We start from the raw sequence: 26,602 nt of genomic DNA, 5'->3' as shown, positions 1-26,602 counted from the left end.
CGTCAACTCCAGTGGGCGTCGTTTCCTTCATGGAACGCCCCGCCGATCAGCGACCCAGCTCCCTCCCTCGCACTGCCAGCAGGAAATATCTAACCTCATGATAGCAAAGAGAGAAGGCGCCAATGAGAAGCTATCTTACTCTTTAGTTCCGTCACACTTCGTTAACCATAAATTCGCGCGGCAAAGGCTGCTCGGAATCTCATCCCGTCTTGCCCCGGTACATTGGTGCGGGCAAGGGCCATCAACATCGGGCCAATGGCAAACTCTCCTCTTTCGGCACGGCGCGTCAAGTCGCGGAGATAGCCGCCGGCGGAGTTGATGTGCCCTGCCCTTTCAAGGACGCAAGCCATGACGGTGGCCGCATTTTCCGGCCCCATGATCTCACAGGCCTGTTCGTAGGCCGACGGGCTGACACCGAGCATCGAACGAACGACCACAGCCGCGGTCATCAGATCGCGCCAGGAGCCGATCGAGCCCTGCGGTCCGTAGGCCGCGATCTCGGGGCAGGCCTGCAACACCAGTCCCAGAGGGAAGGATTTGAGCGCGCCGCTGCCAACGGAGGCAGGTCTGGCCGCCTGGACATGGCCGTTCGTCCCTTTCCCTTCCTGCATTCGGGCTGACGGTTCGGCCCGACCTGCCGATCGGTCGTCCGCCGTTGCCCCCTGCTTCGTTTCGAAGCTTGGTTCAAGTTCAGTAATGGAGTGTGGGTTTGAATTCTGTATGTGCCGCTCATAATGTGGGGCATTGCCGCTTTGATTTTGTGTTTCTTCCTGCATTTCCAACTGATTGGTGATTTCCTCGCGCAGCAGTTCCAGTTCGTCGAGCGCCGCGGTGATCTGTGCAGCGGATGGCGAGCGTGGCAGTCGCTCGACGACATCGCGGAAATGCAGGTGGATCCGGCCCCAGTCGCCGGCGACCCCCTCTTCCAGCGCCATCTCGATGAGCTTGGCAATGTCGCGACGGCATAGCGTCAGGCGCTCTCTGAGCCGCTGCAGATGCAGCCGTTCGGCCGCCACCTCCGCCGCCAGCCGCTCGATCTCGTCGGCGCGCGCGAGCAGCGGCGCCAACGAGAAACCGAATGCCTCGCGGATGTCCCCGCCCTGCTCCTTGCGGGCATAGCGCTTGCCGTTCGGGCTATCCTTGCGGATCAGCAGTCCGGCCTCGATCAGGCTCGCCAGGTGGCGGCGGATCGTCTGCTCCGCCATGCCATGCGCGCGCAGGGAGAGCTGGGCGTTGGACGGGAATACGACAAGCCCATTTTCCTCGGAGAGCTCTCCTTTGGGATAAAAGCTCAGCAGGGCGTTGAGGATGGCAAGCGCCCGGTCGGTGATGCCGAGCAGCGGCTTGGCCTCGCACAGGGCGCGGTAGAGTCTCCATTTGTCGATCGATTGACCGGGCTCGATTTTTCGAGCCGCCGCCTGGCTTGCCAACATGCCAAACGTCATCGGCCGCCGCCCGAAGGGCGTCGTCACATTTCCGGTTTCCATTTTCTTCGCCTTCTTCAAGGCAAAAGATCGCGGCTCACCAAATTCGGTGCCAAAGACTCTTGACTATGATTCGCGGAAATGTGATTCTCTGGGTGTCTAGATCAGAGAGGGCTTCCGCGACGGCAACGTTCGGGGGCCTTTTCTTTTGCTTATTGATCTCCGTTCTTCGTCGAATCCTGTGTCTTCTCGAACGCCTCGTAGAGGCGATCCAGATTGCTGGCGATGTAGGCTCCAAAGGCAGATGCCTTTTCCGCCTTCAGCGCGATGGTGAACTGCCTTCCATCATCCTTGATCTTCGCCTTGACGGCTCCGTCCTTGCGCTGCCAGGCGTGGGCCACGGGCTGAAGCGCGGCGGTGGACGAGGCTTGATGTTTCCTGGTGATGAAGGCAACGAGCATGTCGAAGCGGGCGTCCGGCTCCGCCGTCTCGAACTCCACCGACCTGGTAAACTCGATCGCCCGGGCGGCGATGTTTTCAGTCTCGAACTTCACCGACAGATCATGCCAGCGGTCGCGGCCGGTGGTCTTGGCCGCGCCGATCGCAACCAGGACTTCGGCTGGAATCCGTTTGGTGACGGACAGCATCTTGGAAACCGTGGTCTTGTCGGCGCTGAGGGCCGACATGATCGTTTCCCGGTCGAAGCCCAGCGTATCGAGCCTGTCGGCAAACATCGTCCTCTCGATGAAGGACAAATCGGCGCGCGCCGAATTCTCCTGTCCCTGAGCAATGACGTGGTCGCGATCGTCGAGCTTCTTGACCACCGCGCGGACGGGTCGGCCGAGCTCTTTTGCAGCGCGGGCGCGGCGATGCCCGAAGGCGATCTGATATCGGCCGTCTTTCTCGGGATGCGGGCGAACGAGGATCGGCGAATCCTGGCCGCGCAGGCGAATCGCCTCGACCAGTTCGCGGAACTGCTCGTCGGTATGGACCAACCGATCCGTCACGAAGGAATCTTCGATCAGCGCGGGATCGAGATCGACCACAGTCTCGCCGCTCGCCAATTGCTCCTCGATCACCTTGGCTGCATCAGCCTTCGCAGCCAGCGCATCAATGCTGCGGGTGACGGCCCCGAGAGCGCCGATCCCTTTATAGGTGATGTGCTGTCTCTCATCGCGATGGGTCGGCTCATCCTCATTGTTTACCGCAGTAAACTTCTTGGAGTCGTCCATCAGGCCGGAGAGGAGATTTTTACGCGCCATCAGCCATCTCCCCGCCCCGGTTTACCGCAGTAAACTTCCTGGTCATTTCCGCCCCCACGCCTTGTGGATCAGATCGACAATTTCGGTGTTGACCGCATCCATTGCCTCCATGGCGCGGTCATAGGTCGCCCGGGTAAACTGACTTCGCTCGACCTCGTAAAGTGTCTGGTTGGTCATCGCCGCATCTGAAATCGCCACGCTGCGCAACATCGGATTGGTGAGCACGTGGTTTTTGAACATCGACCGCATGAAGGCGACCATCTGTGTCTGCGGCCCATCCTGCGGATCGTAGCGGGTCACGAGATAACGCAGCCAGTCGAGGTTCATGTTGCCGCCGGCGCCCTTCAGCGTGTTCAGCACTTCACCAAGCATCTGCAGGAACTGGCACATCGACATGACATCGAGCATCTGCGGATGAACGGTGATCAGGACCGCCGTCGCGCCGCAAATGGCGCTCATGGTCAAAAAGCCGAGCTGGGGAGGGCAGTCGATGATGACGACGTCGTATTCGTCGGCGACCGAAGAAAGCGCTTCGTCCAGCCGGGCGAAGAACACGCGTCCATAGTCGCCTGCCTTGCCCTGAGCGAGGACCCGCGGCGTGTCATGCTCGAATTCCATCAGCTCGAGGTTGCCCGGCACCAAATGAAGGTTCGGGAAATTGGTCGGGCGGATCACCTCCCGCAGCGGCCTCCGCCGATCGTCGTAGCGAATGGCGGCGTAGAGCGTCTCGTTCTCGTTGACGTCGAACTCCGGCTGAAAGCCGTGGATGGCCGAGAGGGACGCCTGCGGGTCGAGATCGACGGCGAGGACGCGGTGACCCGTCAGGGCAAGGTGCTGGGCAAGATGCGCCGCACTCGTCGTCTTGCCGCTGCCGCCCTTGAAGTTGACAACCGCGACGACCTGCAGATGTTCGTGGCCGCGGCGATGGCGCACATAATGTGTTCCGGCGCGTGCATTGTGCTCGAGGAAGCCGCGCATCTCTTCCATCTGTTCCGCCGTGTAGGAGCGACGGCCCGACGGCGTAACCTGGGGGAGGGCGCCCTTGCCTTCCAGCGACAGATTGCGAAGATAGCCGCTGGTCACGCCGAGAAACCGCGCCACTTCGGCAAGCTGAAATTCCCGGAGCCCCTTCAGCGCGCGCGGCGGAAACATTTCGAGCCGATGCTGCTTCAGCTTATCGGATAGTTCCTGCGCCTGACCGATGATCAGCTGGTCGACATCGGAAATTGCTTTTTCTATCTGCGGTGCCACATTCATGGAAATCTCGAAAATGCGATTTAAAAGCTCTACGTGCTTTGAAACCGCATTTAGCGCCGATTCTGGAGGAGTGGCAAGGCAAATAGGGTTAACAAGACCCTATCAAGAGGTTGTCCAATCTTTTTCAAGCACTTGCCCAGGCGCGCGTGTCGCCGGCGGGTGCGGCAATCGCGCATTCAGAGGCCGAATCGGACGAGACCAAGCTGCAACAACGGCATTGTAGCGGAATCGCATATCGAGCATACGAACCCTTTGACACAAGCCCGCAGCCGCAAGCCCGGCCCCTCGGCGACGATTGAGCGCCGCGTGCCGGCAGCAAGGCGCCCCGAGTCTGGTCGGTCAGCCGCAGCGCGGCAAATGACTCAGATCTGAACTCACACGAGAATTGCCGGTCTGTCCGGTTACTCTCCGAGCGGATGGGAGCTATCTGCGACGGAGGCCGCCACGGTCAGACCACGGCTTTCCGCCTGCCCCATCGCCGTGACCAGTGCGATGATCGATTTACGGATTTCGGGATCGGCGATCTTCAGAAAGGCGCGATTGAGCACCAGTCCCTCTTTGGTTCGCAGGAATTCGGCAACCGGATCGGTATGGTCCGGTCCATCCAGCCCCCGCACCGCCAATGGCTGGGAGTCGCCCTGCTCGAAAAAGAAGCTCGGTGAGGTATGAAGCACCTCAGCGATCCGCTGCAAACGACTCGCGCCGATGCGATTGATGCCCTTTTCGTATTTCTGAACCTGCTGAAAGGTTACGCCGATCTGCTCGGCAAGCCGCTCCTGGCTCATTCCGAGCAGCTGCCGGCGCGTTCTGATGCGCGCTCCGACATAGCTGTCTATGGCATTCGGTGTCTTGACATTCATTGCGTATTGTCAGCCTCGATCGCATTTCAATCGGCGCAGCTGTAGTGCCCCTCTGAGCGGTTTTCCATGGTTGTTTTCATATAGCATACCACATATGCGATGATCCCGGCTGACTGTGATATGAAAACCCCCATCGAAAAGACCGGCGAGCGCATGAACCTGCTCGACAGAAGGCAAATCGAACAAAAGCCGTACCAATCCCGGAGAAACCGGGCTGGCGATTGCTGCCAGGCGTGGGTTAAATGCTTCTCAGCGACCGTCGCTCGACAGTCTTGCCAGCCCCGATCGCCGCAAATCCATCGAAAACGACGCAGCACGGCACTGATCGTGCCCGTTCAGGAGAATATTGATGGCAACCGTTGCCGAAGGCGCGCCCCGTTTCGAAAAAACGACGATGTCTATTCTGATGGCAGTCAGCTTCTGCCATATGCTGAACGACATCATGCAGTCGCTGCTCGCCTCGCTCTACCCGCTGTTCAAGGCGAATTACGATCTGGACTTCGTGCAGATCGGCCTTCTTACCATGACATTTCAGGTCACCGCCTCTCTGCTGCAGCCGGCGGTCGGCATCGTCACCGATCGCTGGCCGATGCCCTATTCTCTGCCAGTCGGCATGGCGAGCACCTTTTGTGGCCTTATTCTGCTCGGCAACGCCGGCAGTTTCGCACTGCTGCTGGTAGCAGCAAGCCTGATCGGCTTCGGTTCGGCGGTCTTCCACCCGGAATCCTCGCGTGTTGCCCGTCTTGCCTCCGGCGGTCGCCACGGTTTTGCGCAGTCCTTTTTCCAGGTCGGTGGCAATGCCGGCCAAGCGATCGGTCCGCTGCTCGTCGCCTTCATCGTGCTGCCCCTCGGCCAGCACAGCGTCTCTTGGTTTGCCGCCATCGCCATGGTCGGCATGATCGTGCTGAGCTGGGTGGGCAATTGGTACATGAGCCATAGGCGCCAGAACGCCAGCAGAGCTGCCGTCAATCGAACCCTGCCGCTGCCGCAGAACAGGGTCGTCTGGGCACTGCTGATCCTCGTGCTGCTGACGGCAACGAAGAATGTCTACATGGCGAGCGTCTCCAGCTACTTCACCTTCTATGTCATCGACAAATTCGAACTCAGCGTGCAGCAGGCGCAGCTGATGCTCTTCCTGTTCCTCGGCTCGGTTGCCGTCGGCACTTTCCTCGGCGGACCGATCGGCGATCGCTTCGGTGCCCGTTTCGTCATCTGGTTTTCGATCCTCGGCGTCATCCCCTTCGCATTGCTGCTGCCCTATGCGAATCTTCTCTGGACGGGTGTGCTCAGCGTCGTCATCGGCCTGATCTTCGCTTCAGCGTTTTCGGCGATCGTCGTTTTTGCTCAGGAGCTGGTGCCCGGCCGCGTCGGGCTGATTGCCGGCGTCTTCTTCGGCTTCGCGTTCGGGGCAGGGGGGCTTGGTGCGGCGCTGCTCGGTGATTTTGCCGATACACACGGCATCGACTTCGTCTACCGCATCTGCTCCTACCTGCCGTTGCTCGGCCTGCTGACGATCTTCCTGCCGCGCATCCCGAAGCAGAAACCGGCCTGAGGCTATATAGTCCGCAACCAATGCGAAGATTTCCTCCGCATCTGGATGGGGAGGATTGGCATGGCTTTACCCTGATGTCACCCCACGCTTGGATAGGCGCTGCGCCATCACGATCTCGGCGAGCGCGCCCCTCAAGCGCCGCCTTCATTCTTTAGGACATGCTTAAGGGCCGCAATTAATCCATAAATTTGATGGAAAATTTATCCTGCCGATATTGAAGGCAGGGCAAGAGTTTTTCAGGCTCTTCCTTCACATCAGACTTTCGTGCTTCGCCCCTGATCCGCACATTTGCCATGCTCAGCCTGCTCGGGGCGTTCGGCCTCATTCAGTCAGACGGGATGTAATAATGACCAACAACAAAAAACTTCACGGACTACAGCTTGCGCGCCGGACGGTTCTTGCCGCCGCCGCCGTTTCCGCTGCCGCGCTTTTTACCTTTGCAGCACCCGCTCCCTCCTTCGCCGAGGACAAGTCGATCAAGGTCGGCATCATGTCCGGCGAAGAGGAGGACATCTGGCGTGTCGTCACGAGCGAGGCGGCCAAGAAAGGCCTCAAAATCGAGACCGTCGTCTTCAACGACTACACGCAGCCGAACGAAGCTCTGGAGCAGGGCGAGATCGACGCCAACGCCTTCCAGCATCAGCCCTATCTCGATAACCAGATCCAGCAGCACGGCTATCATATCGTCCGCGCCGGCTATACCGGGGTCTGGCCGATCGGCCTCTACAGCAAGAAATACAAGTCCGTCGCCGAAATCCCGGAAGGGGCGGTCATCGGCGTCCCGAACGATCCATCGAACGAAGGGCGGGCATTGCGCGTTCTTCAGAGCGAAGGCCTGATCAAGCTGAAGGACGGCACCGGCATTCTCGCCACCGTCGCCGACGTCAGCGACAATCCGAAGAAGATCGAGATCAAGGAGCTCGATGCCGGCATCGTCGGCCGTTCGATCGATGATCTCGATGCCGGTGTCGTCAACACCGATTGGGCTTTGAAGAGCGGCCTTTCTCCGGCCGAACGTATCGCGCAGGAGCCGGTCGCCGATAATCCATACCGCAATTTCATCGCCGTCAAGGACGAGAACAAGGATGCGGACTGGGTCAAGACGCTTGTGTCGTCTTATCAGAACGACACCGTCAAGGCCGAATTCGACAAGGTCTATAAGGGGACGGGTCTCAGCGCCTACTGATCAGCAACTCGGTCGGGGTTAAGGCCTGCCGATAGGCGGTCCGGGCGTTTCTTGCCAGGACCGCCTTTGGCGTTTTTAAGGAAAAAGCAGATGAATTCCTTTGTTTCAGCCACGACAATCGCGCCGCAGCCGCAAGCAGCAACGGCCGAAGAAGTGGTAAGGCTTGTCGACGTGAAGCGGCGGTTCGGAGCCACGGCGGCACTCGACGGTATTTCGCTGAGCGTGAAGAAGGGCGAGATCGTCGGCATCATCGGCCGCAGCGGCGCCGGCAAGTCGACGCTGATCCGCTGCCTGAACGGCCTGGAGCGCGCCGACAGCGGCGAGATCCGTATTGAAGGCCGCGATATCACCGGGCTTCAAGAACAGGAACTGCAGCCGCTGCGCCGCCGCATCGGCATGATCTTCCAGCACTTCAACCTGCTTTCCGCCAAGACCGTCGAAGACAATGTCGCGCTGCCGCTGAAGATTGAAGGCGTTGCCAAGGCCGAGCGCCTGCGGCGGGCGCGTGAGCTGCTCGAGCTCGTCGGGCTTGCCGACAAGGCGAAGGCCTATCCCGCCTCGCTCTCCGGCGGCCAGAAACAACGCGTCGGCATCGCTCGCGCGCTCGCGGCACGCCCGGCGCTGCTGCTGTCCGACGAGGCGACCTCGGCGCTCGATCCCGAGACGACCCGGTCGATCCTGTCCTTGCTCAAAGATATCAACCGCAAACTCGGCCTGACCATTCTGCTGATCACGCACGAGATGGAAGTGGTGCGCGGCATTGCCGATCGCGTCGCCGTCATCGATGCCGGGCGGATCGTCGAGGAGGGCCAAGTCTGGTCGGTCTTTGCCAATCCGCAGCAAGCGATCACCCGCAGCCTGCTCGGCGGCATCCGCCCGCAGCTTCCCGATCATATTGCCGGCCGGCTGTCTGCGACATCTGGCAGCGAGGCGATCCTCAGTGTCGATCTGGCCGGGCCTGAAGCACAAGGCGCGCTGTTTGCCGAGCTGTCGGCGGCGCTGCCGCATTCCTTCCGCCTCGTCCATGGCGGCATCGACCATATCCAGAACCAGCCGGTGGCGCGGTTCTTCATCGCCGTTCCCACGCGCGACCCTGCGCTTGCCGGCAAGGTCGAACAATTTCTGACGGCCCGGTCCGCCCGGGTGGAGGTGCTTGGTTATGACGCCGATCATGTTTGAACTGCTGATCCGCTCGCTTTGGGAGACGGTCCTGATGACCGTCGCCTCCGGCGTGATCTCGCTCGTCGCCGGTCTGCCGCTCGGCCTTGCCCTCGTCGTCACGGCACGCGGCGGCATTGCTGAAAATCTCTGGATCAATCGTGTGCTCGGCGCTGTGATCAACGGCTTCCGTTCGGTGCCCTTCATCATCCTGCTGGTGGCGCTGATCCCACTGACGCGGCTGATCGTCGGCACGGCGCTTGGCACATGGGCGGCCATCGTGCCACTCGCCATCGCTGCGACGCCCTATTACGCCCGCATCGCCGAAGTGTCGCTGCGCGAGGTCGACCGCGGGCTGATCGATGCGGTGCGCGCCATGGGCGGCAATCGCTGGACCATCGTGCGCGAAGTACTGGTGCCCGAAGCGCTGCCCGGCATCGTCGCCGGCTTCACCGTCACTCTGGTGACGCTGATCGGCGCCTCGGCCATGGCGGGCGCAATCGGCGCCGGCGGCCTCGGCGACCTCGCCATTCGCTATGGCTACCAGCGCTTCGAAACCAATGTGATGATCGCGGTGGTGGCCGTGCTTGTCATCCTCGTCTGCGGCATTCAGTGGCTCGGCGACCGGCTGGTCGCCAAGCTGGACCACAAATAGGTCGGCCCCGCAAACTCGCGGCGGATGAGCGGCAGGCGATCGATGCTTTGCTGCGTTCAACGTCCTAAGGCTTTATCGCATTGTGCGCCTATGAAATGATAAGGTGCAATGAAAGAGCCGGAGGAAGGCATGACGAAGAAGACGCTGTCGGATTGGGCGGAGCTTGCGCAGAAGGAGCTGCGTGCTTCGCCGGAAACGCTGACCTGGCAGACGCCGGAAGGCATTGCCGTCAAGCCGCTCTATACGGCCGAGGATCTCGAAGGCGCCGCCCACCTCGGCTCGCTTCCCGGCTTTTCGCCGTTTACCCGCGGCCCGCGCGCCACGATGTATGCCGGCCGGCCATGGACGATCCGTCAATATGCCGGCTTCTCGACGGCAGAGGAATCGAACGCCTTCTACCGCCGCAATCTGGCCGCCGGCCAGAAGGGCCTGTCGGTTGCCTTCGATCTCGCCACCCATCGCGGTTATGACAGCGATCATCCCCGCGTCGAAGGGGATGTCGGAAAGGCGGGTGTGGCAATCGACAGCGTCGAGGACATGAAGATCCTGTTCGACGGCATTCCGCTCGGAGAAATGTCTGTGTCGATGACGATGAACGGCGCCGTCATCCCGATCCTCGCCTCCTTTATCGTCGCCGGCGAGGAGCAGGGGGTGCCGAGAGCCGACCTTTCAGGCACCATCCAGAATGATATCCTCAAGGAGTTCATGGTCCGCAACACCTATATCTATCCGCCTAAGCCTTCGATGCGGATCGTTGCCGACATCATCGAATATACGGCAAGGGAGATGCCGAAATTCAACTCGATCTCGATCTCCGGCTATCACATGCACGAGGCCGGCGCGACGCTGGTGCAGGAGCTCGCCTTCACGCTGGCCGACGGTCGCGAATATGTCAGGGCGGCGATCGCTAAGGGCCTCAACGTCGATGATTTTGCCGGACGGCTCTCCTTCTTCTTCGCGATCGGCATGAACTTCTTCATGGAGGCGGCGAAGCTGCGCGCCGCCCGGCTGCTCTGGAGCCGGATCATGGAGGAGTTCGAGCCGAAGAAGGCGTCCTCGCTGATGCTGCGCACCCATTGCCAGACCTCCGGCGTCTCGCTGCAGGAGCAGGATCCCTATAACAACATCATCCGCACCGCCTTCGAGGCTATGTCGGCCGTGCTCGGCGGCACGCAATCGCTGCACACGAATTCCTTCGACGAGGCGATCGCGCTGCCGACGGAATTTTCCGCCCGCATCGCTCGCAACACCCAGCTCATCCTAAGCCACGAAACCGGCGTCACCAAGGTGGTCGACCCGCTTGCCGGCTCCTATTACGTCGAGAGCCTGACGAAGGAGCTTGCCGATAAGGCCTGGGCGCTGATCGAGGAGGTGGAAGCACTCGGCGGCATGACGAAAGCCGTCAATGACGGCCTGCCGAAGCGGCTGATCGAGGAAGCGGCCGCGCGCCGTCAGGCCGCCGTCGACAAGGGCGAGGAGGTCATCGTCGGCGTCAACCGCTACAGGCTCGACAACGAGCAGCAGATCGACATTCTGAAGATCGACAACAGCGCCGTCCGCGACGCCCAGATCAGACGGATCGAGGAGACCAGGCGGCGGCGCGACGGCAATGCCGTGCGCGAGACGTTGGCCACCCTTTCGGAAGTGGCGCGCAGCGGCAGGGGCAACCTGCTCGAAGCCGCGATCGAGGCGGCGCGAGCCCGTGCCACCGTCGGCGAAATCTCCGATGCCATGCGCGATGCCTTCGGCGACCATGCCGCCACACCTGCCGTCATCAAAGGCGTCTATGGCGAGGCCTATGACAACGAGCCGGAACTCGTGGTGCTGAAGACCCGCATGGCAGAGGTCACGGAAGCGATGGGCCAGCGGCCGAAGATCATGGTCGCCAAGCTCGGCCAGGACGGGCATGACCGTGGCGCCAAGGTGATCGCCTCGGCCTTCGGCGATATCGGCTTCGATGTGCTTGCCGGCCCGCTTTTCCAGACGCCGGACGAGGCAGTCGACATGGCGCTTGACGAGAAGGTCAATGTCGTCGGCGTGTCGTCGCTGGCGGCGGGCCACAGGACGCTGCTGCCGCAATTGATCGACAGGCTGAAGGAGAAGGGTGGCGGCGACATCATCGTCGTCTGCGGCGGCGTCATTCCGCGGCAGGACTATGAATTCCTGCACGAACACGGCGTTGCGGCCGTATTCGGTCCGGGCACCAACGTCCTCGAGGCGGCAAACTCCGTCCTCGACCTGCTGCAGGGCAGGCGGCGGAACCAGTAGCTTACAGCAATCCGCGCTTCGCCAGGTTGCTCATCAGCGCCGAAATGCCGAAGGTCCAGGGCGGGCATTCGGTGGAGAGGCGAACGGTGTTGACGAGCGCGCCGAGCTCGGCCGAGGAGATCTCGACGACATCGCCGATCTTGTGCGTGAAACCCTGCTTCGGTGCGTCGCGATCCTGCGTCGGCGCAAACAGCGTGCCGAGAAAGAGCATGAAACCATCGGGATATTGATGATGGGGGCCGAGCGTCTGTTTGACGAGATCGGTCGGATCGCGGCTGATCTGCGACATCGAACTTTTGCCGTTGAGCACGAAGCCATCGCGACCGGTGACCTTGAGGTCGAGTTCCGCCTTGCGCACGTCATCCAGCCTGTAACCGGCATCGAACAGGCGGATGAAGGGACCAATCGCGCAGGAAGCGTTGTTGTCCTTGGCCTTGCCGAGCAAGAGCGCCGAACGGCCCTCGACGTCGCGCAGATTGACGTCGTTACCGAGCGTCGCTCCCTTGATCTCGCCGCGGCTGTTGACCGCGAGCACGATTTCCGGCTCGGGATTGTTCCAGGTCGAGATCGGATGCAGGCCGACATCAGCACCCCAGCCGACCGAGGACAGCACCGGCGCCTTGGTGAAGACCTCGGCGTCGGGACCTATGCCGACCTCGAGATATTGCGACCACATGCCTTCGTCGATCAGGGCCTGCTTGACCTTGGCGGCCTCCGGCGAACCGGCCTTGAGATTGGTGAGACTGCCGCCGATCAACGTGCTGACGCGCTCGCGGATCGAGGCGGCGCGATCGGGATTGCCGGCCGCCTTCTCCTCGATGACGCGCTCGATCATCGACTGGGCGAAGGTGACGCCGCAGGCCTTGACCGCCTGCAGGTCGGCGGGGGCCAGCAGATAGGGACGCGCCTTATCCGGCGTTCCCATACTGTTGCCGGCGACTTCCTCCAAGGAACCGACCGCCTTGCCCTTTGCGGCGCGGACGAAGCCGGCGGCATCCTGTTTTTCAAGCAGGGCGCTCAGCGTCGGCGCTTCGCGCGAGGTAATGTCGACCAGCATCCCCTCGCGAAGCGTGACGATGCTCGGGCCGGCAGTCTCGGGGCTCCAGACGCGGCCGACAAAAAGCCCAGCCGAAGCAGCAGCATCGAGAAGGGGATGAGACATGGTGATCCTCCGTCACAGGTAAGCGGGAGCACTCTTTGAATATCTTCGAGGTCGTTGCCGCCCTCCGAGCCGGCGGTGGCGGAAATCGATCACATTCACGCAGACGGGGCAAGACATCCTGGAGAAAAAGACTTTCGTCCAATCGGATCGAATGAGCGACTTGTCGGCAACACGGTGTCGGAAGTCAGTAAATAACTATTTAGATACAAAATATCTATTTAATTTCAGATATTTACATATATCGATACGCACTTTCAGCCTCGATCTCGCCTTGACAGGAGGCAAGTTTCGATATCTGTTTTGCCCGACATGGAGGTGCCGGCCTCAGCCGGCGCTCAGAAAATCCCGGGAGGATATTGCAGCGATGTTGAGATTTGCCGTCGTCGGAATCGACCATGGGCATACATTCGATCATGTGAAGGGATTGCTTGCCGCTGGCGGCGAGTTCGTCGGCTATTGCCCGCAGACCTCGGTGCCGGCATTGCGCGAAGCCTTCGAGAAGACCTATCCCGATGCGCCGCAGATCGATCGGGAGAAGCTGTTCGACGATCCGTCGATCGACGTCATCTGCATTGCCGCGATCCCGCGCGACCGCGCCGGGCTTGCCATCCGGGCGATGAAAGCGGGCAAGGACGTGATGACCGATAAGCCTGGTGTGACGACCTTCGCCCAGCTCGAGGAGGTTAAGCGCACCGTTGCCGAAACCGGCAAGATTTTCTCGATCTGCTTTTCCGAGCGCCACTGCGTGCGCTCCGCCGTCAAGGCCGGCAAGCTCGTCGCCGACGGCGCGATCGGCAAGGTGATCCAGACGCTCGGCGTCGGCCCGCATCGGCTGCAGCTGCCGACCCGGCCGGACTGGTTCTTCGATCCGGAAGCCTTCGGCGGTATCATCGTCGACATCGCCTCGCATCAAGTCGACCAGTTCCTGTTCTATACCGGCTCGACCTCAGGCGAGGTCATCGCAAGCTCGATCGGCAATTTCGGCATGCCCGACAAGCCGGCCTTCCAGGATTTCGGCGAAGTGCTGCTGCGCTCCGACAGAGCGGCAGGTTATGTCCGCGTCGACTGGTTCACCCCGGAGGCGCTGCCGACCTGGGGCGACGGACGCCTCACCATCCTCGGCACCGAGGGTTATATCGAACTGCGCAAATATATCGATATTGCCGGCCGGCCGGGCAAGGATCATCTCTTCCTCGTCAACGGCAAGGAGATGACCCATATCGATTGCAGCGGCGAGAAACTCGATTATTTCGATGCTTTCACCGCCGATGTAGCCAACCGCACGCAGACGGCGATGACGCAGGACCACGTGTTCGAAGTCTGCCGCCTTTCGCTCGAAGCCCAGACGAGAGCCGCGCGTATCGGCGCTCGCTGAGGAGGAAAACATGACCAGGAAATTGCGAGTCGGCGTCATCGGCGCAGGGATTGCCGCGCGGCATCTGACCGGCTTCGGCTGGAACAAGGAACTTTTCGACGTTCCCGTACTCTGCTCGCTCGACGAGGACCGCGGCAAAGCGCTGTGCGAGGAGTTCGGCATCGATGAATATACGCAGGATGCGGATTCGCTGTTTGCCCGCGACGATCTCGACATCATCGATATTTCGACGCCGCCGAGCTCGCATTTCGAGCTTTGCCGCAAGGGCATCGAATCCGGCAAGCACGTAATCTGCGAGAAGCCGCTCTTCGGCTCGATTGCCGAGGTCGACGAGATGGAGCGCATCCTCGCCCGTTTCCCCGGCAGGAAGCTGATGCCGATCTTTCAGTATCGCTACGGCTCCGGCTTGCAGAAGCTGAAGCTGCTGATCGAACGCGGCCTGGCCGGCAAACCGTTCCTGACGACGATCGAGACCCATTGGTGGCGCGGCCCGGATTATTACGCCGTGCCGTGGCGCGGCAAATGGGCGACCGAGCTCGGCGGCGGCCTCCTCGGCCACGCGATCCACGCCCATGACATGCTGAATTACGTGCATGGCCCCTGTGCCGAGGTGTTTTCCTATGGCGCCACCCTGGTCAACCCGATCGAGGTCGAGGATACGGCAGCGCTTTCGGTGAAGATGCAGAACGGTTCTCTGGCGACGCTGTCGATGACGCTCGGCTCGCGCAAGGAGATCTCGCGGCTGCGTTTCTGCTTCAGCGATCTTGTCGCTGAAAGCATTCTCGAACCCTATACGATGGGCCGCGATCCCTGGGTCTTTACCGCCGGAACGGAGGAACATCAGGCGCGGATCGACGCGGCGCTGGCCGCCTACGTGCCCGGCGAGGACGGCTATACCCGCCAGTTCGAGCTGTTCCACCGGGCGATCGTCGAGGACACGGATCCGCCGGTCACATTGCAGGATGCCCGCAATTCGCTGGAACTGGTGACGGCCGCCTATTTCTCGCAGCGCACCGGCAAGCCGACGCCGATGCCGATCGCCGCCGATCACCCGCTCTACCGCTCCTGGCTTCCGGAGGAACAGCGCGCGGCTGCTGGCCTGTGAGCAAAGCAGGGGAGCGGCGTTAAAAAAGGGCTAGGGACGTGGGGCCTTCCGATGGGGCCTTCGAACGGTCAAACGGGGGATGCCGGACTGGGCTTGGCATCCACCTTGAAACGCTTCTTGACCCGATCGACGGGCGTCCCGTCCAACAGTGGAACCTGGATAAGCCTGTCATAGGGCTCGAAGCCCATCTTTGCGTAGTAAGCAAGACCGCCGACATTGTCGGCACGAATGGTCGCATTGATGAATTCGAGCCCGAGCTCTTCGGCTGCAGCCCGCGTCGCTGGAAAAAGGGCGCTGCCGGCGCCGGAAATCCTCGGGCTCATGCGGGCAAATGTTGCGATATCGGCATAACCCTTCGGCGGATCGCCGTACACGCTCAACGACTGAAAGCCAACAAGCGACCGATCATGCTCGGCTACATGGCAGACAAGGGGAAACTCGCCGTCGATGAACCAGTCTGCGAATTCCGCGGCCGTAAGCGGCGTCTCGAGCGCGGTTGTTCCGCCGGCCAGGATGATCTCGTTCAGGAGACCGCACAGTTCCTCCGCGTCGGCAGGTACCGCTCTTCGAATATGCATTGCTTTCGGTCTCTCCATCTCTGGATCGGCAGCGTAGCCGATGGCCGCGATGGAGCACAAGCCACCCGTCTGTCGCCTCGAGCAATCTTCGCTCACCCTTGAAATTCCAAGCCGTCGATGTAATTTCTCGCAATCGAAACAGAAAGAAGCACCCATGCTAAAATCCTTCGAGCATGTCGGCATGACGGTCAGCGATATGGACCGCACGGTCGAGTTCTATTGCGGCCTGCTCGGCCTGCGCCTGCATCTGCGCAAGATGATGGCCGATGGCTCTGAGGTCGCCTTTCTCGACGCTGGTGGCGGCATGCTTGAAATTGTTGCGCCGGCGGGTGGTGCGGCGAGGGCGGTGGATGTGCCGGATGATACGGCCGGCCTGCGCCACCTGACCTTCCTGTTCGAAAATGTCGCGGAGACCTTCGCTCGCCTCGAAAGAACCGGCGTCGAGATCAAAGAACGGCCGCGTCTGGCTGTTAACGTCGAAGTGCTGCACAAGGTCGCTTTTCTGCGCGATCCCGATGGAATTCAGATAGAACTCGCTGAAAAAAGATAACGCGGCGCTTGCAAGCTAGCCGAGGCGGACATGATTTAATTGCGGAAGGCGCCGGCGGGCATCGTCGTCACCAGCCTGATATCGCGCCGGAAATCGGACGGCGACATGCCTGCGATATGGCGGAAGGATTTGTTGAAGGCGCTGATCGAGCCGAAACCGCTGTCCATCGCCACCTGCAGAACATTGGCGCCCTCGCTCATCAGCATCGCCTGAGCGCGCGACAGCCTGAGCAGCGTCACATATTTGCTGAGCGTCATGCCGGTCGATCGCTTGAACAGGTTCATCGCATATTTCGGATGCAGGTCGGCGGCGCGGGCGATGTCGACCGAATCGATGTCCTGCAGGAAATTGGCAGCGATGAAATCGCACATGCGCGCGACGCTGCGCGAGGAATGCGGATGCGGCTGGTCGCCTTCAAGGCTGGTGGTCGTCTTCGACGTCGCCATCGAGTAGGGTTCGAGCGCAATGCGCTCGATGCGCAGCAGCAGTTCGTCGACGGCGTGCTGGGCCTTGGCGGAATCGCCTGAATTGGCGTAGCGGACCCAGCGGGCGAAGTTTTCTCTGTCGGCGGCATCGGTCGCCGACGTCAGCAGCGTCTCGCCCTTCATCAGCCGGCTGGAAATGCTGATCGGCAGACGCAGCCGGAAGAAATAGACCAGCGGCAGATGGGCCCCGGCATAGAGCGAATCATCCGAGGATTCATCCATCTGATGCGGCTGGCCACCCCAGAAAAGGCACATCTGGCCGGCGTTCAGCCGGAATTCGTGATCGTTCATGCGGTAGTGCACGGTGCCGCGAATCACATAATTGACCTCGACCTGCGCGTGCCAGTGCGGCATGGCCATGACGGGCGGGTGGGCATGAAACATCTGCAGCGCCGTCGGCGAACCCTCGATGCTGCTTGCGCCGGGCTGATAGATTGCACGCGTACCGACCTTACTTTCCGCCAAATCCATGTTCCCTTTTTAGGAGACAGCCGCTCCCTTGCGGATAGTCTAACCGCGTTCGTGAAAGATCGGCAATTGAAAAGGGAGGATTTTCAATGCGCTTCAAACTTCTCGCTGCGACAGCAGCTGTCGCACTGCTTGCTTCCGGCTCTGCCTTTGCAGAACCGGCCAATCTCACCATCTGGAGCTGGAATGTCGCCGCATCGGCATTGAAGTCCACGCTGCCGGGCTTCAACAAAGAGTTTCCCGATATCAAGGTCACGGTCGAGGACCTCGGCAACAGCCAGGTTTTCGACAAGACGCTGGCTGCCTGCGCTGCCGGCGGCGAAGGCTTGCCCGACATCGTCAGCATCGAGAATTTCGAAGCTGAAATCTTCTGGAGCCGCTTCCCGGATTGCTTCGCCAATCTGAAGGAGCTCGGTTACACCGCCGATATTCAGGCGAAGTTCCCCGACTTCAAGCGCACCGAGCTCGAGGTCGGCGATGTTGCCTATGCCATGCCCTGGGATTCCGGTCCCGTCGCCGTCTTCTACCGCCGCGATCTCTATGAAAAGGCCGGCGTCGATCCGAGCACCATCAGCACCTGGGACGATTTCATCGCCGCCGGCAAGAAGATCTCGGCCGCCAATCCCGGTGTCGTTATGGCGCAGGCCGATTTCAACGGGGACAGCGAATGGTTCCGCATGATCGCCAACGAGCAGGGCTGCGGCTACTTCTCGACCGACGGCCAGAATATCACCATCAACCAGCCGGCCTGCGTCGCTTCGCTGCAAAAGGTGAAGGAGATGAAGGATGCCGGCACGCTGACGGCCGCCAACTGGGACGAGAAGATCCAGGCCAATACCGCCGGCAAGGCGGCAAGCCAGCTCTATGGCGGCTGGTATGAAGGCACCGTGCGTTCGACCTCTCCCGATCTCAAGGGCAAGTGGGGCGTCTACAGGATGCCGAGCCTGACGGCCGACGGCCCGCACGCGGCTAATCTCGGCGGTTCGTCGCTCGCCATTTCGGCAGCGTCCGCAAATAAGGAAGCGGCCTGGAAGTTTGTCAACTATGCCCTCGGCACCAACGAGGGGCAGGTGACCATGCTGAAGGAATTCGGCCTGGTGCCGTCGCTGCTTTCGGCCGAGAAGGATCCTTTCGTCAACGAGGCGCAGCCCTATTGGGGCGGGCAGAAGGTCTGGGCAGATATCCTGGCGACGCTGCCGAAGATCGTGCCGAGCCGCGGCACCGCCTTCCAGAGCGATGCCGAAGGCATCTTCAGGGCAACGCAGGCGAAGTTCTTCGCCGGCGGCTACCCCGATGCAAAGGCGGCTCTCGACGACGCCGCCAACCAGATCGCTTCGGCGACCGGTCTTCCGATCGCGCAATGAGTGACGAGTGCCGGGCGTTTCAAGCGCCCGGCCTCCGGCTTGCTACGGCCGGTCATTCGTTCGTTCGTAAGGAGGAGGCTTGATGCCGTTCAGAACCCGGAGCGCTTATGCGTTCCTCGCCCCTTATCTGCTTGTTTTCGCCACCTTCTGGGTCTGGCCGATCATCAATTCGTTCCTGATTTCCTTTCAGAACACGCGCATCAATCCGTGGAAATACAGTTTCCAGGCCAATTGGGGCCGGCTCTTTTATGATCCGGCCTTCTATAACGCTCTTTACAACACGCTGATCATCCTGGTGATCCAGGTGCCGGTCATGATCGCGCTGGCGACGGTCATGGCCGTCATGCTCAATTCGCCGCTGTTGAAAGCGCGCCCGCTTTTCCGCTTCGCCTTCTTTGCGCCGGTTGTCGTCGGAGAGGTCGCTTACGCAGCCGTGTTCCGACTGATGTTCAGCCTCGATTTCGGCGTCATCAACAAGATGATTTCGGCCATCGGTTTCAGCCCGATATCCTGGTTCGACAATGCCAATGCGGCGATGGCCGTGATCATCCTCGCCGTCACATGGCGCTGGGCCGGCTATAATGCCATCATCATCCTCGCCGGCCTGCAGGCCATTCCCGACGATGTCTACGAGGCAGCGACGCTCGACCGAGTGAGCAAGGTACAGCAGTTCTTTCATATCACCCTGCCGCTGTTGAAACCGATCATCCTCTTCTGTGTGGTGCTTTCGGTGATCGGCACCATGCAGCTTTTCACCGAGCCCTTCCTCATCACCAATCGCGGCGGCCCGGGCGGCGGCACGGAGACGCTCGGCCTCTTCCTTTATCGCCAGGGTTTCACCGCGCTGAACTTCGGTTATGCCTCGGCGATCGCCTATACTATGGCTGCCCTTGCCGTGGCGATCTCGCTTCTCAATCTCTGGGTCGGGAGGGATCCGAAATGAAATCCAAATCGCAATCCCTTCTGCTGCGCCAGATCGCGTTGCATGCCGCACTGGCGCCGCTTGCGATAATCTGGCTGTTTCCGCTCTGGATGATGTTCGTCTTCTCCACGATGCCCGACAACGGCATCTTCAGCCCTGACATCGTGCTGTGGCCATCGACCAACTTCGTCGAGAATTTCAAGAACCTGCAGGCCGATACTGATTTCATCGGGGCCATGGTGATCTCCATCGGCGTGGCACTCATCTATACGGTGCTTTCGGTGCTGCTGACTTCGATGGCCGGCTGGGCACTGGCACGTTACCGTTTCGTCGGCCGCACCGTCGTCATCGCTATCATCCTCGGTACGATCACGCTGCCCTTCTCCGTGGTCGTCATCCCGCAATTCATCATGGTGGCGCGCGAGTTCAAGCTGGCAAACACCTGGGTGGCGCTGATCGTGCCGCCGCTGTTCAATTCGCTCGGCGTGCTGTTCATGCGGCAATCCTTCTCGATGATGCCGGGCGAGCTTTTCGATGCGGCCCGGGTCGAAGGCGTCAAGGAATGGCAGATTTTCCTGCGCATCGCCTTGCCGCTGGCGCGCCCGACCATGGCGGCATTGGCGATCATTCTCTTCCTGCACTCGTGGAACAATTACCTCTGGCCGCTGCTGATCAATTCCAGGCCAGGCATGATGACGGCGCCGGTGGCATTGGGAACGCTGATCGGCCTCACCAAGGTCTCCTGGGGCGGCATCATGGCCGGCGCGGTGCTGCTGACGGCGCCGATCCTCGTCATCTTCGTGGCTCTTCAGCGCCATTTCATCGCCGGCATCGCGGCCGGCGCAATTAAATAGTCGGGAGGCCGCATGGCAGAGCTTTCACTCAGCAACATAGTCAAACGCTTCGGCGGCTTTGAGATCATCCACGGCGCCAATCTGGAGGTGAAGGATGGCGAATTCGTCGTCTTCGTCGGCCCGTCCGGCTGCGGCAAGTCCACGCTGCTCAGGATGATCGCCGGTCTTGAGGATATCACCTCGGGCGAACTTCAGATCGGCGGCAGGGTCGTCAACGACGTCGAGCCGGCCGATCGCGGCATCGCCATGGTCTTCCAGTCCTATGCGCTGTATCCGCACCTGACCGTCGAGGAAAATCTGAGCTTCGGCCTGCGGATGAACGGCAATCCGAAGGCCGATACCGAGCGGCGCGTGCGCCATGTCGCCGAAATCCTGCAGATCACCGAGCTGATGAAGCGGCGGCCGAAGCAGCTTTCCGGCGGCCAGCGCCAGCGCGTCGCAATCGGCCGCGCCATCGTCCGCGAGCCGGAGGTCTTCCTGTTCGACGAGCCGCTGTCGAACCTCGACGCGGAACTGCGCGTGCAGATGCGCGTCGAAATCTCGAGGCTGCACAAACAGCTCGGCACGACGATGATCTACGTCACCCACGACCAGACGGAAGCGATGACGCTCGCCGACAGGATCGTCGTGCTGCGCGCCGGCAATATCGAGCAGATCGGCGCCCCGCTCGATCTCTACGACGATCCCGCCAACCAGTTCGTCGCCGGCTTCGTCGGCTCGCCGAAGATGAATTTCCTGAAAGCGATGGTGGTCGAAACGCAGCCGGGCAGGGCGGTCATCGCGCTGGAAACCGACGCCAATATGCGCTTGCCGCTGCCCGTCACCGAACCCATCGAAGCCGGCACGAAGGTGACGCTCGGCATCCGGCCCGAACATTTCGTCGATGCCGGCGCGGGCGATGCCGATCTCACCGTCGCGGTCGACGTCGCCGAACATCTCGGCAATACCAGCTACATCTATGCCGCCATCGGCAGCGAGCAGCTGATCATCGAGCGGCCGGAATCGCGCGTCGCCGGCAACCGCGAGACGCTGACCGTCGGCCTTCCCGCAAGCCACACATTCCTTTTCGACGGCGCCGGCAAACGGCTTCGTTAAACCCCTCCCAAGGCAGAAAGACGAAAGAGGTTTCCATGACGTCCGATCAACCGATCCGCTGGGGCATCATCGGCCCCGGCACCATCGCCCGCACCTTTGCCGATGGCGTCGCCCATTCGCGTACCGGCAAATTGGTGGCAATCGCCACCCGTAATCCTTCCAAGCCGGGACTTGCCGAAAACTTCCCCGGCGCCCGCATCGTCAACGGTTATGAGGCGCTGCTTTCCGACCCCGAGGTTGATGCGGTCTATATTTCCGTGCCCCATACCGGCCATGCAGAATGGGCGATCAAGGCCGCCCGCGCCGGCAAGCACATCCTGGTGGAAAAGCCGATCGCACTTTCGGCCTATGACGCCGAAGCCGTCTACTACGAAGCCAGGAAGGCCGGCGTCTTTGCCGGCGAGGCCTTCATGTACCGCGTGCATCCGCAGACGGAGAAGCTGGTCGAGCTCATCAAGAACGGCGTCATCGGCACGCTGCGCATCATCCGCTCGAGCTTCGGCTTCAATATGGGCAGCTACAGGCCGGAACACCGGCTGTTCGCCAATGACACCGCCGGCGGCGGCATTCTCGACGTCGGCGGTTATCCGGTCTCGATGGCGAGGCTGATTGCGGGTGCAGCGGAAGGCAAAGCCTTCCTCGAACCGGAGAAGGTTGCGGGCGTCGCCCATCTCGGAGAGAGCGGCGTCGATGAGTGGGCGTCGGCGGTGCTCAAATTCCCGAACGAGATCATCGCCGAGGTCTCCTGCTCGATCATGGCGCAGCAGGACAATGTCCTGCGCATCATCGGCTCCGAGGGCCGGATCGAGGTCGCCGACTTCTGGTTCGCCTCCGGTCACAAGGGCGGCGTCGGCAAGATCGAGATCTTCAAGGGCGGCAAACAGGAGACGATCGAAGTCAGGGAGGATCGCTGGCTCTATTCCTTCGAGGCGGACGCAGCGGGCGATGCTATCCGTGCCGGCCGAACCGAATTCAGCGCCCCCGGCATGAGCTGGGCGGATTCGATCGCAAACCTGCGCGTGCTCGACCAGTGGCGAGCCTCGGTCGGCCTCGAATATGGCGTCGAGAAAGCGGCAAAGCGCACGGCCAACATTGCCGGCGGCGTGGTCACGCGCGGTAGCAGCATCCCGCAGCGTGAGATACCAGGCATTTCCAAGCCGGCCTCGGTGGTGACGCTCGGCTTCGAATTCTTCCCGAACTTCGCCGCCGCCTCGCTGACGCTCGACGCCTTCTATGAAGCCGGCGGCAACGCCTTCGATACCGCCTATGTCTATGGCGCCGGCAAGACGGAGGCGATCTTCGGCGACTGGCACACGAGCCGCCAGGTGCCGCGCGAGGAGATCGTGCTGATCGGCAAGGGCGCCCATTCGCCGCTCTGCTATCCCGATATGATCGCCAAGCAGCTCGACCAGTCTCTCGCCCGGCTGAAGACCGACTATGTCGACATCTATTTCATGCATCGCGACAATACCGACGTGCCGGTCGGCGAGTTCGTCGATGCCATGGATGCAGAAGTCAAACGCGGCCGCATCCGCGGCATCTTCGGCGGCTCGAACTGGACAAGGGCGCGTTTCGACGAGGCAATCGCCTATGCCGAAAAGACCGGCAAGGCGGCGCCGGCAGCACTCTCCAACAACTTCTCGCTTGCCGAGATGCTCGATCCGATCTGGGCCGGCTGCGTCGCCGCTTCCGATGACGATTGGAAGAAATGGCTGAACGAGAAGCAGATCCCGAACTTTGCCTGGTCGAGCCAGGGCCGCGGCTTCTTTACCGACCGCGCCGGCCGCGACAAGCGCGACGACGAGGAAATCGTGCGCGTCTGGTATTCCGAGCGCAATTTCGGACGCCGCGACCGCGCCATCGAGCTTGCCGACAAGCTCGGCCGCAATCCGATCCACATCGCGCTCGCCTATGTCATCGCCCAGCCCTTCCCTGTCATTCCGCTGATCGGGCCGCGCACCGTCGCCGAACTGGAAGACAGTCTCTCGGCGCTCGACATCAAGCTGACGCCCGAACAGATGAAATGGCTGGAAGGCTGATAATAGAAGAAAGGGCGCGGTTCGAAGCCGCGCCCTTTCCATAACTACTTGCGCGTTTCGGACGCCTTCTTTCTGGCGGCGTCATCCATCAGCTCATACCACATGGCGTTGAGGACGGCGAAGGCGGCGGCCAGCGGCAGGCCGAGGATCCATGCGAAATACCACATCGTTTCGTCTCCCTCAGTAGGCGTGGCTGTTTTTGTCGGTGACGGATTTCTCTTCGACCTTGCCCCACAAAACCTTGTAGACCCAGGCCGTGTAGGCACAGATGATCGGCAGGAAGATCGCCGACACCACGAGCATGATGAACAACGTCATATGGCTGGAGGATGCATCCCAGACCGTCAGGCCCGATCGTGGATCGAGCGAGGAGGGCAGGATGAACGGGAACATCGAGAGACCGACCGTCGAGATGATGCCCAGGATCGCGACCGTGCTGAAGAGCAGCGTCGTCACCTCGCGCCTTGCCCGCATGGCGATGAAGGCCAGTGCCGCACCGGCAAAGCCGAGGACGGGCGCGGCGATCATCCACGAATGTGCGGTGTAATTGGCAAGCCACGCGCCTTTCTCCAGCGCCACCGTCTTCAGCAGCGGATTGGAAGGCCCGATCGGGCTGATGTCGCTGGTGATGCGATAGCCGCCGACGCCGATCCACAGGAAGACGCCGCCGAAGGCAAACAGCACGATGGCGGCGAGAGCGGCGATGCTGCCATAGCTTCTGGCCCGCTCTGCAACCGGACCGCTCGCCTTCAAGACCAGCCAGGCGGCACCGTGCATCGTCAGCATGGCGACGGACAACAGCCCGCACAGCAGCGCAAAGGGGTTGAGCAAAGCGAAGAACGAGCCTTCGTAGAAGATCCGCATGTCGTCGGCAAAGCGGAAGGGCACGCCCTGCAGGACGTTGCCGACCGCAACACCGAAGATCAGCGCCGGCACGAAGCCGCCGATGAAAAGCGCCCAGTCCCAGCCGTTTCGCCAACGGACGCTTTCCCGTTTCGACCGGTATTTGAAGCCGACCGGGCGCAGGATGAGCGCGAAAAGGATCGCGAACATGGCGAGATAGAAGCCCGAGAAGGAAACCGCGTAAAGCGGCGGCCAGGCGGCGAAGATGGCGCCGCCTCCGAGGATCAGCCAGACCTGGTTGCCTTCCCAGGTGGCGCCGATCGTGTTGATCGCCACGCGCCGCTCCGCATCGGTCCTGGCGACAAAGGGCAGAAGCGTGCCGACGCCGAGATCGAAGCCGCCTGTCGTTGCAAAAGCGATCAATATCACGCCGAGCAGCAGCCACCAGATGAGGCGCAGGGTTTCGTAATCGATGAGTTCGTGAAGGATCATGGCAGTCACTCCGCGGCCGGGACGAGGGTTTCTGATATCAGGACGGCTTCCGGCTCGTCGTCCGGTTCCGGCCCCTGCCTGATCGCTTTGATCATCAGGCTCATCTCGATGACGATCAGCACTGTGTAGAGGGCGGCAAAACCGATGATCGTCAGAAGCACGGTGCCGGCGCCGAGGCTGGAGACGGCCGCCGCCGTCGGCAGGACGCCTTCGATCACCCAGGGCTGGCGGCCGAACTCGGCGACGACCCAACCGAGCTCGATGGCGACCCAGGGCAGGGGGATCGCCAGCACGGCAACCCTCAGAAGCAGCGGGTATTTGTCGAGGTGGCGGCGCGCCGACAGCCAGAAGAAGGTGGCGGTCAGCAGGATGAAGAAGATGCCGAGGCCGACCATGATGCGGAAGGACCAGAAGAGCATCGGCACATGCGGGATCGTGTCGCGCGCAGCCTGAGCGATCTGCGCGTGGGTCGCCTGGCGCGGATCGTCGACATAGCGCTTCAGCAAAAGGGCATAGCCGAGATCATGGCCGAGATCCTCGAAGGAGGTGCGAACCTCCTGCGCCACCTGATCCTGCGCGGGCGCCGCACGGATCTGCATCAGCGCGTCATAGGCCTTGATGCCGTCGCGGATGCGCACCTCGGCCTGCTTTTCGAGCTGATCGATGCCGGGTATTTCGGTCGTCAGCGACCGTGTGCCGATCAGGCCCATGACCCAGGGAATATGCACGGCAAAATGCGTCTCGCGCGCCTCCTGATCGGGAAAGCCGAAGGCGGTGAAGGCGGCCGGCGCCGGCTCGGTCTTCCACATGCCTTCGATCGCGGCAAGCTTCATCTTCTGGTTCTCGGTCGCGAGATAACCGCTCTCGTCGCCGAGCACGACCACCGAGAGCGCCGAAGCGAGACCGAAGGAGGCGGCCACAGTCATCGAACGTTTAGCAAGCTCGATATGCCGGCCCTTCAGCACATACCAGGCCGAGACGCCGAGCACGAAGATCGAGGCGCAGACGTAACCGGCCGATACCGTATGGACGAATTTCGCCTGGGCGACCGGATTGAAGACGACGTCGAAGAAGCTGGTGATCTCCATGCGCATCGTCTGCGGATTGAGAGCAGATCCGACCGGGTTTTGCATCCAGCCGTTCGCAATAAGGATCCAGAGCGCGGAGAAGTTCGAACCGAGCGCCACCGCCCAGGTGGCAACGAGATGGCCGACCTTCGACAGCTTGTCCCAGCCGAAGAAGAATAGGCCGACGAAGGTCGCCTCCAGGAAGAAGGCCATCAGGCCTTCGATCGCCAGCGGCGCGCCGAAGATGTCGCCGACATAATAGCTGTAATAGCTCCAGTTCATGCCGAACTGGAATTCCATGACGATGCCGGTGGCGACGCCGAGCACGAAATTGATGCCGAACAGCGTGCCCCAGAATTTCGTCATCTGCCGCCAGATCTGGCGGCCGGTCATGACATAAACGGTTTCCATGATCGCCAAGAGCACGGACAGGCCGAGCGTCAGCGGTACGAACAGGAAGTGGTAAAGCGCCGTCAGCGCGAATTGGAAGCGCGATAACGCGACGATGTCTAGTTCCATTGTCTTTCTCCCACGGTCCCACGGGGTATGGAGCATTCCCAAGCGCCGGCCGGCGCTTGAGG

The 26,602-nt window shown here is 61.4% G+C and carries 23 protein-coding genes; 13 read left to right on the top strand and 10 right to left on the bottom strand.

The window, feature by feature from the left end; genetic code table 11:
* Positions 1-161: 161 nt before the first annotated feature.
* The 4 genes from repC to K6M89_RS22850 form a co-directional block, all read right to left on the bottom strand.
* Complete coding sequence (gene repC / locus K6M89_RS22865) at positions 162-1,487, bottom strand: plasmid replication protein RepC (RefSeq protein ID WP_222141093.1); 1,326 nt, start codon at positions 1,485-1,487, stop codon at positions 162-164.
* A gap of 149 nt (positions 1,488-1,636) precedes the next feature.
* The gene (gene repB / locus K6M89_RS22860) at positions 1,637-2,686 is read right to left on the bottom strand and encodes a plasmid partitioning protein RepB (RefSeq protein ID WP_222141092.1); all 1,050 of its coding nucleotides are present in this window, start codon (positions 2,684-2,686) and stop codon (positions 1,637-1,639) included.
* Positions 2,687-2,728: 42 nt separating this feature from the next.
* Positions 2,729-3,943 carry a plasmid partitioning protein RepA gene (gene repA, locus K6M89_RS22855; protein WP_222141091.1) on the bottom strand — a complete coding sequence of 405 codons (1,215 nt, stop codon included), beginning with the start codon at positions 3,941-3,943 and terminating at the stop codon, positions 2,729-2,731.
* Between the two features lie 401 nt (positions 3,944-4,344).
* Positions 4,345-4,803: a helix-turn-helix domain-containing protein gene (locus tag K6M89_RS22850; protein WP_097583252.1), complete on the bottom strand. Its 459-nt coding sequence runs from the start codon at positions 4,801-4,803 to the stop codon at positions 4,345-4,347.
* A 349-nt stretch (positions 4,804-5,152) separates the two neighbouring features.
* Here K6M89_RS22850 and K6M89_RS22845 point away from each other — a divergent pair, with 349 nt between their 5' ends.
* From K6M89_RS22845 to scpA, 5 genes are all read left to right on the top strand, one after another.
* Positions 5,153-6,355, top strand: a complete 1,203-nt coding sequence (locus K6M89_RS22845) for an MFS transporter (protein WP_222141090.1) — start codon at positions 5,153-5,155, stop codon at positions 6,353-6,355.
* A gap of 346 nt (positions 6,356-6,701) precedes the next feature.
* Positions 6,702-7,541: a MetQ/NlpA family lipoprotein gene (locus tag K6M89_RS22840; protein ID WP_222141089.1), complete on the top strand. Its 840-nt coding sequence runs from the start codon at positions 6,702-6,704 to the stop codon at positions 7,539-7,541.
* A 90-nt stretch (positions 7,542-7,631) separates the two neighbouring features.
* Complete coding sequence (locus tag K6M89_RS22835; protein ID WP_222141088.1) at positions 7,632-8,720, top strand: methionine ABC transporter ATP-binding protein; 1,089 nt, start codon at positions 7,632-7,634, stop codon at positions 8,718-8,720.
* Positions 8,701-9,354, top strand: a complete 654-nt coding sequence (locus tag K6M89_RS22830) for a methionine ABC transporter permease (protein WP_097583259.1) — start codon at positions 8,701-8,703, stop codon at positions 9,352-9,354. The genes K6M89_RS22835 and K6M89_RS22830 overlap by 20 nt, the downstream gene beginning before the upstream one ends.
* Before the next feature lie 129 nt (positions 9,355-9,483).
* Positions 9,484-11,622, top strand: coding sequence for a methylmalonyl-CoA mutase (gene scpA / locus K6M89_RS22825; RefSeq protein ID WP_222141087.1), 2,139 nt, complete (start codon positions 9,484-9,486; stop codon positions 11,620-11,622).
* Between the two features lies 1 nt (position 11,623).
* Here the strand turns inward: scpA and K6M89_RS22820 are convergent, their stop codons facing one another.
* Positions 11,624-12,784 carry a fumarylacetoacetate hydrolase family protein gene (locus tag K6M89_RS22820; protein ID WP_222141086.1) on the bottom strand — a complete coding sequence of 387 codons (1,161 nt, stop codon included), beginning with the start codon at positions 12,782-12,784 and terminating at the stop codon, positions 11,624-11,626.
* A gap of 364 nt (positions 12,785-13,148) precedes the next feature.
* Here K6M89_RS22820 and K6M89_RS22815 point away from each other — a divergent pair, with 364 nt between their 5' ends.
* Both K6M89_RS22815 and K6M89_RS22810 read left to right on the top strand, forming a co-directional pair.
* Positions 13,149-14,159, top strand: a complete 1,011-nt coding sequence (locus K6M89_RS22815) for a Gfo/Idh/MocA family protein (protein ID WP_097583262.1) — start codon at positions 13,149-13,151, stop codon at positions 14,157-14,159.
* Positions 14,160-14,169: 10 nt separating this feature from the next.
* Positions 14,170-15,264, top strand: a complete 1,095-nt coding sequence (locus K6M89_RS22810) for a Gfo/Idh/MocA family protein (protein WP_222141085.1) — start codon at positions 14,170-14,172, stop codon at positions 15,262-15,264.
* A gap of 68 nt (positions 15,265-15,332) precedes the next feature.
* Here the strand turns inward: K6M89_RS22810 and K6M89_RS22805 are convergent, their stop codons facing one another.
* Positions 15,333-15,842 carry a GNAT family N-acetyltransferase gene (locus K6M89_RS22805; RefSeq protein ID WP_097583265.1) on the bottom strand — a complete coding sequence of 170 codons (510 nt, stop codon included), beginning with the start codon at positions 15,840-15,842 and terminating at the stop codon, positions 15,333-15,335.
* Positions 15,843-15,996: 154 nt separating this feature from the next.
* Here K6M89_RS22805 and K6M89_RS22800 point away from each other — a divergent pair, with 154 nt between their 5' ends.
* The gene (locus tag K6M89_RS22800) at positions 15,997-16,392 is read left to right on the top strand and encodes a VOC family protein (RefSeq protein WP_222141138.1); all 396 of its coding nucleotides are present in this window, start codon (positions 15,997-15,999) and stop codon (positions 16,390-16,392) included.
* A 35-nt stretch (positions 16,393-16,427) separates the two neighbouring features.
* Here the strand turns inward: K6M89_RS22800 and K6M89_RS22795 are convergent, their stop codons facing one another.
* Positions 16,428-17,348, bottom strand: a complete 921-nt coding sequence (locus K6M89_RS22795) for a helix-turn-helix domain-containing protein (RefSeq protein WP_222141084.1) — start codon at positions 17,346-17,348, stop codon at positions 16,428-16,430.
* An 86-nt stretch (positions 17,349-17,434) separates the two neighbouring features.
* Between K6M89_RS22795 and K6M89_RS22790 the strand changes: the two genes are divergently transcribed.
* The 5 genes from K6M89_RS22790 (at position 17,435) to K6M89_RS22770 (ending at position 23,619) form a co-directional block, all read left to right on the top strand.
* Positions 17,435-18,709: an ABC transporter substrate-binding protein gene (locus tag K6M89_RS22790; protein WP_222141083.1), complete on the top strand. Its 1,275-nt coding sequence runs from the start codon at positions 17,435-17,437 to the stop codon at positions 18,707-18,709.
* A gap of 82 nt (positions 18,710-18,791) precedes the next feature.
* Positions 18,792-19,652: a carbohydrate ABC transporter permease gene (locus tag K6M89_RS22785; RefSeq protein ID WP_222141082.1), complete on the top strand. Its 861-nt coding sequence runs from the start codon at positions 18,792-18,794 to the stop codon at positions 19,650-19,652.
* Entirely contained in the window at positions 19,649-20,485 is an 837-nt protein-coding gene (locus tag K6M89_RS22780) for a carbohydrate ABC transporter permease (RefSeq protein ID WP_097583274.1), read from the top strand. The genes K6M89_RS22785 and K6M89_RS22780 overlap by 4 nt, the downstream gene beginning before the upstream one ends.
* A 12-nt stretch (positions 20,486-20,497) precedes the next feature.
* Positions 20,498-21,580: an ABC transporter ATP-binding protein gene (locus tag K6M89_RS22775; RefSeq protein ID WP_222141081.1), complete on the top strand. Its 1,083-nt coding sequence runs from the start codon at positions 20,498-20,500 to the stop codon at positions 21,578-21,580.
* Positions 21,581-21,615: 35 nt separating this feature from the next.
* A complete protein-coding gene (locus K6M89_RS22770) occupies positions 21,616-23,619 on the top strand; it encodes an aldo/keto reductase (RefSeq protein ID WP_222141080.1) in 2,004 nt (667 codons plus the stop codon).
* 44 nt (positions 23,620-23,663) lie between these two features.
* On the opposite strand, the gene cydX is transcribed toward K6M89_RS22770, so the two are convergent.
* The 3 genes from cydX to K6M89_RS22755 are packed head-to-tail and all read right to left on the bottom strand — an operon-like array spanning position 23,664 to position 26,540.
* On the bottom strand, positions 23,664-23,786 hold the full coding sequence (gene cydX, locus K6M89_RS22765; RefSeq protein WP_003595707.1) for a cytochrome bd-I oxidase subunit CydX: 123 nt from the start codon (positions 23,784-23,786) through the stop codon (positions 23,664-23,666).
* A gap of 13 nt (positions 23,787-23,799) precedes the next feature.
* The gene (gene cydB, locus K6M89_RS22760; RefSeq protein ID WP_222141079.1) at positions 23,800-24,954 is read right to left on the bottom strand and encodes a cytochrome d ubiquinol oxidase subunit II; all 1,155 of its coding nucleotides are present in this window, start codon (positions 24,952-24,954) and stop codon (positions 23,800-23,802) included.
* A gap of 5 nt (positions 24,955-24,959) precedes the next feature.
* Complete coding sequence (locus tag K6M89_RS22755) at positions 24,960-26,540, bottom strand: cytochrome ubiquinol oxidase subunit I (protein ID WP_222141078.1); 1,581 nt, start codon at positions 26,538-26,540, stop codon at positions 24,960-24,962.
* Between the last annotated feature and the right edge of the window lie 62 nt (positions 26,541-26,602).

The organism is Rhizobium croatiense, assembly GCF_019793465.1.
Taxonomy (GTDB): Bacteria; Pseudomonadota; Alphaproteobacteria; order Rhizobiales; family Rhizobiaceae; genus Rhizobium; species Rhizobium croatiense.
Note: the sequence above shows the minus strand (reverse complement) of the source record. Positions and strands in the feature narration are given on the sequence as shown.